General features: G+C 39.7%; 8 protein-coding genes. All 8 read left to right on the top strand.

The features are described from left to right. Positions 1-815 precede the first annotated feature (815 nt). The 8 genes from rpmH to noc all read left to right on the top strand — a co-directional run bounded on the left by rpmH (position 816) and on the right by noc (position 8,861). Entirely contained in the window at positions 816-950 is a 135-nt protein-coding gene (gene rpmH / locus RRV45_RS22025) for a 50S ribosomal protein L34 (RefSeq protein ID WP_066296007.1), read from the top strand. Positions 951-1,029: 79 nt separating this feature from the next. Continuing rightward, a complete protein-coding gene (rnpA, locus tag RRV45_RS22020) occupies positions 1,030-1,401 on the top strand; it encodes a ribonuclease P protein component (protein WP_315666776.1) in 372 nt (123 codons plus the stop codon). Between the two features lie 165 nt (positions 1,402-1,566). After that, positions 1,567-2,343 (top strand): YidC family membrane integrase SpoIIIJ, encoded by a 777-nt coding sequence (gene spoIIIJ / locus RRV45_RS22015; protein WP_315666775.1) that lies wholly within the window; start codon positions 1,567-1,569, stop codon positions 2,341-2,343. Continuing rightward, the gene (gene jag / locus RRV45_RS22010; protein ID WP_315666774.1) at positions 2,340-2,960 is read left to right on the top strand and encodes an RNA-binding cell elongation regulator Jag/EloR; all 621 of its coding nucleotides are present in this window, start codon (positions 2,340-2,342) and stop codon (positions 2,958-2,960) included. The genes spoIIIJ and jag overlap by 4 nt, the downstream gene beginning before the upstream one ends. A 408-nt stretch (positions 2,961-3,368) precedes the next feature. Then, complete coding sequence (mnmE, locus tag RRV45_RS22005; protein ID WP_315666773.1) at positions 3,369-4,754, top strand: tRNA uridine-5-carboxymethylaminomethyl(34) synthesis GTPase MnmE; 1,386 nt, start codon at positions 3,369-3,371, stop codon at positions 4,752-4,754. Between the two features lie 285 nt (positions 4,755-5,039). Beyond that, complete coding sequence (gene mnmG, locus RRV45_RS22000) at positions 5,040-6,929, top strand: tRNA uridine-5-carboxymethylaminomethyl(34) synthesis enzyme MnmG (RefSeq protein ID WP_315666772.1); 1,890 nt, start codon at positions 5,040-5,042, stop codon at positions 6,927-6,929. A gap of 36 nt (positions 6,930-6,965) precedes the next feature. Beyond that, the gene (rsmG, locus tag RRV45_RS21995; protein WP_315666771.1) at positions 6,966-7,682 is read left to right on the top strand and encodes a 16S rRNA (guanine(527)-N(7))-methyltransferase RsmG; all 717 of its coding nucleotides are present in this window, start codon (positions 6,966-6,968) and stop codon (positions 7,680-7,682) included. 303 nt (positions 7,683-7,985) lie between these two features. Beyond that, positions 7,986-8,861: a nucleoid occlusion protein gene (gene noc, locus RRV45_RS21990; protein WP_315666770.1), complete on the top strand. Its 876-nt coding sequence runs from the start codon at positions 7,986-7,988 to the stop codon at positions 8,859-8,861. Positions 8,862-9,029: the final 168 nt, after the last annotated feature.

Here is a 9,029-nt window from a genome sequence, read left to right as displayed (position 1 = left end):
TAGATAGCCCTCCTTTGCCGGTTACTATTATAAAAATTCCCATAGACAGGTAGATCGCAGCAGGTCAAAAATCACTTTTTATTAGTGTATTAGAATGATAGGCGCCAAAAAAATATAGGCTATACAAGCAGTACAACCTACATATTAATAAATATACAGACTCATGTATGTGGAAAAACATATAATAAGGAAAAGAAGAAGGATTTCGACAATATCCACTAGCTGTGGACAAGGTTTTACAACCTGAAAGAATAACTCATCCACATCTTATCCACAATCTGTGGATAACAAAGTTATGCACAATGATTTATTAAGAGTGAAAACACAATTATGATAACAGATATTCCTAAGAGGTGCAATGGTTTTTAATAATTTATCCACAAGCCTAAGAGTGTGTGGATTTTAATTGTCCACAAGGGGTGTTTGTGTGAAAAAGCTGTCGATATGTGCTGTGGATAATGAAAAATGTGTCGAAAATTTATCCACAACCCGAAAAAGTAACGTCCAGTTACATTGTCGACTCTCGTATGTCTTTAACATTGAGGGATAATGCTTGGAGTTAGATAATACGAGATCGGGGAGCTATTCCAGTGTCGAATTTAAAAAGTGGAAAAAATAACTTTCTTAAAAATAAAATTTTTAAGTGACAGAGATTCAAAAAGAGGGTAAACTTTCTTGGTGGATCTTTTTGTAAGAATTGAATTAGTTTAGGCAATGCAGGCTTACGAATTTCTACCAGTTGACAACATTCTAGTTACATCTTTATAATTAGTAGGACTGTCTTTAACAGCTATTCCTCAGGGAGGTGTCATATAATGAAAAGAACTTACCAACCAAAAGCACGTAAAAGAAGTAAAGTTCATGGATTCCGCAGCCGCATGAGCACGCCAAACGGACGTAACGTCTTAGCTCGCCGCCGCCGTAAAGGAAGAAAAGTATTATCTGCTTAGGCCACTGAAACGTCAGTGGTCTTTTTTTCCATAATCAATTAAAAACAAAGTCTTCCGCTTGTTAGAGAGGTAAGAGAAGATGAAAAAAGAATTTAGAGTGAAAAAGAATAAAGAATTTCAAGACGCCTTTAAAAAAGGCAAGTCATTTGCCAATCGGCAATTTGTTGTGTACTCACTTAGTAAGCCAGGACAGGAGCATTTTCGCATTGGCCTTTCAGTGAGTAAGAAAATTGGCAACGCTGTCACAAGAAATCAGATCAAGCGCTATGTTCGCCAGGCTTTCCACGAATTAGAGAATGAGCTAAAACATCCTTTCGACTACATTATTATTGCAAGAAAGCCTGTCGCTGATATGGAATTCCATGAAATAAAAAATAGTTTAATTCATGTATTAAAGCTGTCGAAGGTTTTGGTGAAGCTTAAGCCAGGGTCTGCTGATAAACAGTCTTAAGGAGAAGTACTTTCTTTAAAGACACGCCATATTAAAAATGTTAAAATATATGTAGTTTTGTTTTCCATAATCTTCTGAATTACATTTATATATTTTAGAAGAGGCCAAACTTGGGAATAAACATACAATAGATAAATTTTCGTAGCAGTAAGGAGGAAAAAACGCTTGAAGAAAAGAATACTTCTAGTAATCGGTCTTATCTTTGTAATGGCGCTTTTATCAGGCTGTATGGATATCAATAAGCCGATTACATCCGAAAGTGAAGGTTTTTGGAATCAGTACATAGTTTATCCGCTTTCACTTTTCATCATAAAAGTTGCTGAATTTGCGGGTGGCAGCTTCGGTTTATCGATTATCATTGTCACCATTATTATTCGCTTGTTTATGCTTCCTTTAATGATTAAACAAACGAAAAGCTCAAAAGCGATGCAGGCATTGCAGCCAGAAATGGCAAAATTGAAGGAAAAATACAGTTCAAAGGATCAAAAAACCCAACAAAAACTGCAGCAAGAAACGATGGCGCTTTTCCAGCAGCATGGGGTAAACCCTTTAGCTGGATGTTTTCCATTAATCGTTCAGATGCCAGTCTTAATTGGATTCTATCATGCCATTTCTCGTACACGAGAAATTAGTGATCATAACTTTTTATGGTTTGACCTTGGTTCACCTGATCCGATCTATTTATTGCCGTTGATTGCAGGTGTTACAACGTTTATTCAGCAAAAGATGATGATGGCAGGAACAGCTAATCAAAATCCGCAAATGGCGATGATGCTTTGGCTTATGCCGATTATGATCGTTGTATTTGCTATCAATTTCCCAGCGGCCCTTTCATTGTACTGGGTAGTAGGGAATATCTTCATGATCGTTCAGACGTATTTTATTAAAGGTCCGGAGCTGAAAGCTGCAGCAACCGGTAAAGCAGGAGGAGCTAAAAAGTGAAACAAGTAACTGCTACAGGACAGACCGTCGAGGAAGCAGTAAAGTCGGCTCTAGCTCAGTTGCAGACAACGGAAGAACGTGCAGAAATTACAATCGTCGATGAAGGCAAAAAAGGGATCTTTGGCATCTTTGGTTCACGACCTGCAATTGTAAAAGCTGTGATGAAAATTGACCCAATTGAAGAAGGGGAGAAATTCCTGTTAGATGTAAGTGAAAAGATGGGCGTTGCGATTGAAATAGAGGTAATTGGCAGCGGGAGAAACATCGAATTCATTTTAACAGGAGAAAAAATTGCTCTTCTTATTGGAAAAAGGGGTCAGACTTTAAATTCTTTGCAGTATTTAACACAATTAGTTATAAATCGCTATTCAGAACAATACATTAACGTATTACTGGATGCGGAGGATTACCGAAAAAGGCGAAATGATACGCTTATTCAGTTAGCTGGGCGGCTAGCCCAAAAGGCGATAAAGACAGGTCAAACGGTTACTTTAGAACCGATGCCTTCTTATGAAAGAAAGGTTATTCATACCGCTTTAGCCGAAAATAAACGAATAAAAACGTATTCAAGCGGAAACGATCCGCATCGTCATCTCGTTATTACACCAGTTAAATAAGCAGGAACCCAATCTCGTGATTGGGTTCTTTTTTTGTTTAAAACTTAATTGTCTTCTGATACTGAAGAACTTGTACAAGGTAATGACCAGCACAGTGAAAATATTTTTATTCTGGTTAGGGAGCTGACTAGCAGAATTCATTGCGTTATTTCATTGTTAATTGATAGTGGCTGCTTTATTGTTATTCACATGTGGATAAGCTAAAATATAGTATACCTAATTTAAAAAATGTGGATAAATAAAAGGCTTTTAAAAATATAAGGGCTGTGGACAAGTTTTATTGAAGCTGGATGTGAAAGACAAACTTGTTTTCTAATAAAAAGGCATATGATATTCTATTATTTTGTAGAAATCACAGGAAGTTAACTTTTAGATAAATAAGCTATGAATGAAAAGAGGTGGAGTGTAATGGAATTAGATACGATTGCAGCCATATCTACGCCGATGGGCGAGGGAGCGATTGCGATTGTTCGGTTAAGCGGGGATGAGGCGATCGCGATTGCTGATAAAATGTTTAGAGGTGTTGGCGGAAAAAGACTGAAAGAGGTAGCATCTCATACGATCCATTATGGGCATATGGTCGATCCAAAGACGAATGAGATAGCTGAAGAAGTAATGGTCTCGCTCATGAAGGGACCAAAAACCTTCACTAAAGAGGATGTCGTTGAAATTAATTGCCACGGAGGAATTGCTTCTGTCAATCGAGTGCTCCAGCTTGTTCTGAGTCATGGGGCTAGACTTGCGGAGCCAGGGGAGTTTACGAAGAGAGCCTTCTTGAATGGACGGATTGATTTATCTCAGGCTGAAGCTGTCATGGACTTAATTCGGGCAAAAACGGATCGGGCGATGAATGTGGCTCTTGGACAAATGGAAGGCAGACTTTCGAAGCTTATTCGGAAGCTTCGTCAGGAAATATTAGAGACGCTCGCACATGTTGAGGTAAATATTGACTATCCTGAATATGATGATGTGGAGGAAATGACCCATGGGCTCCTTTTAGAAAAAGGCTCCTATGTCAAAGAGGAGATTGAAAAGCTGCTTCGTACCTCTCATCAGGGGAAAATTTTACGTGAGGGCTTATCAACGGTGATTGTTGGTCGGCCAAATGTAGGAAAATCCTCTTTATTGAATAGTCTTGTTCAAGAAAACAAGGCAATCGTTACAGACATTCCTGGAACAACTCGTGATGTGATAGAAGAGTATGTGAATGTTCGCGGTGTGCCATTACGTTTATTGGATACAGCAGGGATAAGAGAAACTGAGGATATAGTTGAACGAATCGGTGTTGAAAGGTCCCGGCAGGTGTTAAAGGAAGCGGACCTTATTTTGCTTGTTCTGAACTACTCGGATGATTTTACGGAAGAGGATGAGAATTTATTTGAGGCAGTCGAAGGTATGGACGTGATCGTCATTGTGAATAAAACCGACCTGCCTCAAAAGATTGATATGGAACGGGTTCGAAACCTTTCTCGGAACCATAAGCTTGTCACAACATCCTTATTAGAGGATAGGGGAGTAGATGAGCTGGAAGAAGCAATTGCTTCTCTCTTTTTTGAGGGCTCGATCGAATCAAGGGATATGACGTATGTTTCGAATTCCCGTCATATTGCCTTATTGAATCAGGCATTTAGTGCCATGGAAGATGCTTTAATGGCAGTTGAGATGGGAACGCCTATCGATATTGTACAAATTGATTTTACAAGAACATGGGAGCTGCTTGGCGAAATCATCGGAGACAGCGTCCACGAGAGCTTAATCGATCAGTTATTCTCGCAGTTCTGTTTAGGGAAATAGAAAAGTTGGAAATCTGTTTCATGAAGAGTTTATAGAGCTGGTTTGAAGTGATAACTTAAGAAAACGCGCTCCATGAAGAGTTCATAGCGCTTGTTTGAAGTGATAACTTAAGAAAACGCGCTCCATGAAGGGTTCATAGCGCTCGTTTAAAGTGATAACTTAAGAAAATGCGTACTTTACACACTAAAAAGTATAATTACCAGAGAATCAGTAATTTTGTTAAATGTACCACCCAAAAAGGGTATACAAGAACAGAGTTTTCAAAAAAGAAAAGGAGGCAGCATCATGCCATATGAAGCTGGAACATACGATGTCATTGTGGTCGGGGCTGGTCATGCAGGCTGTGAGGCTGGCCTTGCGTCTGCCCGCATTGGCGCAAAGACGTTAGTCGTAACGATTAATTTAGATATGGTGGCCTTCATGCCATGTAACCCCTCTATTGGGGGGCCGGCAAAAGGAACCGTTGTTAGAGAAATAGATGCTTTAGGCGGAGAAATGGCTAAGAACTTGGATAAAACCTATATTCAAATGCGTATGCTGAATACAGGAAAAGGGCCTGCAGTCAGAGCGTTGCGTGCACAGGCTGATAAGTTTGCCTATCAGCATGAAATGAAGAAGACTCTTGAAAGTGAACCAAACCTTACTCTTATCCAAGGAATGGTTGAACAACTAATCGTTGAAGATGGTGTATGTAAAGGAGTTATCACTCAAACAGGCGCTGTCTATCATTCGAAAACTGTAATTATTACAACGGGAACTTTTTTAAGAGGAGAAATTATCCTAGGTGAACTAAAATATTCAAGCGGTCCGAACAATCAGCAGCCTTCTATCAAGCTCTCTGAGCATCTAGAGGAAATCGGCTTTGAATTAGAACGCTTTAAAACAGGAACGCCTCCTCGAGTGAACAGCAATACGATTGATTACAGTAAAACAGAAATTCAGCCTGGTGATGATACACCGCTTGCTTTTTCATATGAAACGACAAAATATATAACAGACCAGCTGCCATGCTGGCTAACCTATACAAGTGAACGTACACACCAAATTATCGAGGCTAACCTGCATCGTTCTCCGATGTATTCTGGAATGATCCAAGGGAAGGGGCCGCGTTATTGCCCATCCATTGAGGATAAGATTGTTCGCTTTAACGATAAGCCGCGCCACCAAATTTTCCTGGAGCCTGAAGGGCGAAATACGCAAGAGGTCTATGTTCAAGGCTTATCGACAAGCTTGCCTGAGGAAGTGCAGCATGACTTGATCCGCAGTGTTCCTGGATTGGAAAATGCCAAGATGATGCGTGCGGGCTATGCGATTGAATATGATTCCGTCCGACCGACTCAGCTTTGGCCAACACTAGAGACGAAAAGGGTAAAGAATCTATATACAGCTGGGCAAATTAATGGCACTTCAGGGTATGAAGAAGCAGGGGCACAGGGCCTTTTAGCTGGAATCAATGCGGCGATGAACGTATTTGGCAAGGAAGAAATCATTTTGAGCCGTTCGGATGCCTATATTGGGGTTATGATTGATGACCTGATTACAAAAGGAACGCAGGAGCCATACCGATTACTTACTTCCCGTGCGGAATACCGTTTATTGCTTCGCCACGATAATGCCGATCTGCGGTTAACTGAGATTGGACATTCCGTTGGTCTTATTAGTGAAGAACGCTATCAAAAGTTCCTTGCTAAAAAACAAGCAATTGAAAATGAAATTGAGCGGTTAAAAGGGATTATTCTCAAGCCTTCAAAAGAAGTTCAGGAAATAATCAAGAGTCTCGGAGGCAGCGAATTAAAAGACGGTATCCGGGCCTCAGACCTGCTGAAAAGGCCAGAGATGTCTTATGAGCATATTTGGCAGCTCGCTCCTGGCGAAGAAAAGCTGGACCATGAAGTGGAAGAGCAAGTGGAGATTCAAATTAAATATGAAGGCTATATTGATAAATCACTGCAGCAGGTAGAACGATTAAAGAAAATGGAAGACAAAAGAATCCCAGAGAATATTGATTATGATGCGATTAATGGTCTGGCAAAAGAAGCAAAACATAATTTAAAAGAAGTAATGCCTTTATCCATCGCGCAAGCCTCTAGAATTTCAGGGGTAAATCCTGCTGATATTTCTATTTTGCTTATTTATATTGAACAGGGCCGAATTGCAAAGGTCACAAACGAATAAAGCTGGCCATTTCATAGCTTAGGAAAGGATTGGCGAATGAATACAGAACAATTTATTGAAGCGCTGACGGCGAAGGGGATCTCCCTCTCGCCTCAGCAATTAGATCAATATGAGAAATATTTTACTTTATTAGTGGAATGGAACGAGAAAATGAACCTGACGGCGATTACAGATAAGCCAGAGGTTTATTTAAAGCATTTTTATGATTCAATCACTGCAGCCTTTTATTTTGACTTTACAAAGCCATTTCATATTTGTGATGTAGGAGCGGGTGCAGGGTTCCCAAGTCTTCCGATAAAAATAGCTTTTCCAGAGCTGAGGGTTACGATTGTCGACTCTCTTAATAAACGGATTGGCTTTTTAGAGCATTTAACAAAGGAACTAGGCTTGAAGGACGTTCAATTAATTCATGACCGAGCGGAAACATTTGGCCAGAAAAAAGAGCACCGCGAATCATATGATGTCGTTACAGCCCGTGCAGTTGCAAGGCTTTCTGTTTTAAGTGAGCTATGTATGCCACTAGTAAAGGTCGGTGGCACCTTTATCGCGATGAAGGGTGCTAGTGCTAAAGAAGAACTAGAAGTGGGGAAAAAGGCCATTTCCATCCTAGGTGGAAAACTTCATCAATCATTTTCCTTTACACTCCCACAGGAAGATAGCGAACGCAATCTATTAATTATTCACAAAGAAAAAGCTACACCAAAGAAATATCCGAGGAAACCTGGTACTCCTAACAAGACTCCTATTGAATAGGATTACACTTTTTAAAGAATTATGGCATAATTAATAGGGACAAGGGGACAGGTTCAATGTCCCATTTACTATAATTGGAAGGCTATATTAGCGATATGTTGAATACTAGTCCTATCTATGTATCTGAACAGGGTTTATTCGAGACAAACACAAGAGAGATTAGGTCTGTATAGGCGAATTTAATCGCTAACAAAATTAATGAACAAAGCCAAATGTAAAAATAATAAATCCTGATATTCAGCAGGACTTGTTAATTTTATAGAGAATAAGTAATAGGGAGTTTCGTAAAGGTGGTGCAGGGTGATGAAGCATTCTTTTTCACGCTTTTTTGGCCTAGGCGAAAAGGGAGAACAAGTTGAAATAGAAAAACAAGAAGAATTAGATGTTGAGAAGATTGGGGAATATGAAGAAATTAAGAAAATCCCCATAAATCATATTGTTCCTAACCGTTTTCAGCCAAGAACGGTATTTGATGAGGAAAGAATTGAAGAACTGTCACGAACCATTCATACTCACGGCATCATTCAGCCAATTGTCGTTCGGGAATTTGAGAATGGACAGTTTGAAATTATTGCAGGTGAGCGCAGATGGCGAGCCATGAAGAAGCTTGGCTGGGAGGAAGTTCCTGCCATCATCAAAAATTTAAATGATACAGAAACAGCTTCTGTCGCCTTAATTGAAAATCTGCAGAGAGAAGAATTATCTCCAATTGAAGAAGCAATAGCATACGGGAAGCTATTGGAGTTACATAATTTAACCCAGGAAGCGTTAGCTCAGCGCTTAGGGAAAGGGCAATCAACCGTTGCAAATAAGCTTCGGCTATTAAAGCTGCCTCAAGAGGTGCAGGACGCTTTATTATGTAAAGCAATTACTGAGCGTCATGCCAGATCACTTATCCCGCTTAAGGATCCAGAGAAGCAAGTGAAGCTTCTAGAGGAAATCATTGAAAAAAGCCTAAATGTAAAGCAAACGGAAGACCGGGTTGTCCGCCTCTTAGAACAAAATAACCCGAAGCCCAAGCCTAAAAGAAAAGCGTTTAGCAAGGATATGAGAATTGCTGTAAATACAATCCGTCAATCCTTATCCATGGTTTCAGAAAGCGGTATTAACCTTGACTCGCATGAAGAGGAATTTGATGAATTCTATCAAATAACCATTAAAATTCCAAAAAAGAAGTAATAAATATCTAATATACTCATGAGAAATTAAACAGTCCATCGTTTAATTTCTCATGTTTTTTGCATGCGTGTTAGCATATTCGGCATTAATTCCAAGGGTTGCTAGGGTCCAGCTGAAAATGCGCACTATGAAGTGTTCATGAGACTCGTTTAGCAAGGGTACAGCAGA

The sequence above is a fragment of the Bacillus sp. DTU_2020_1000418_1_SI_GHA_SEK_038 genome (assembly GCF_032341175.1).
GTDB lineage: Bacteria > Bacillota > Bacilli > Bacillales > Cytobacillaceae > Cytobacillus.
Note: the sequence above shows the minus strand (reverse complement) of the source record. Positions and strands in the feature narration are given on the sequence as shown.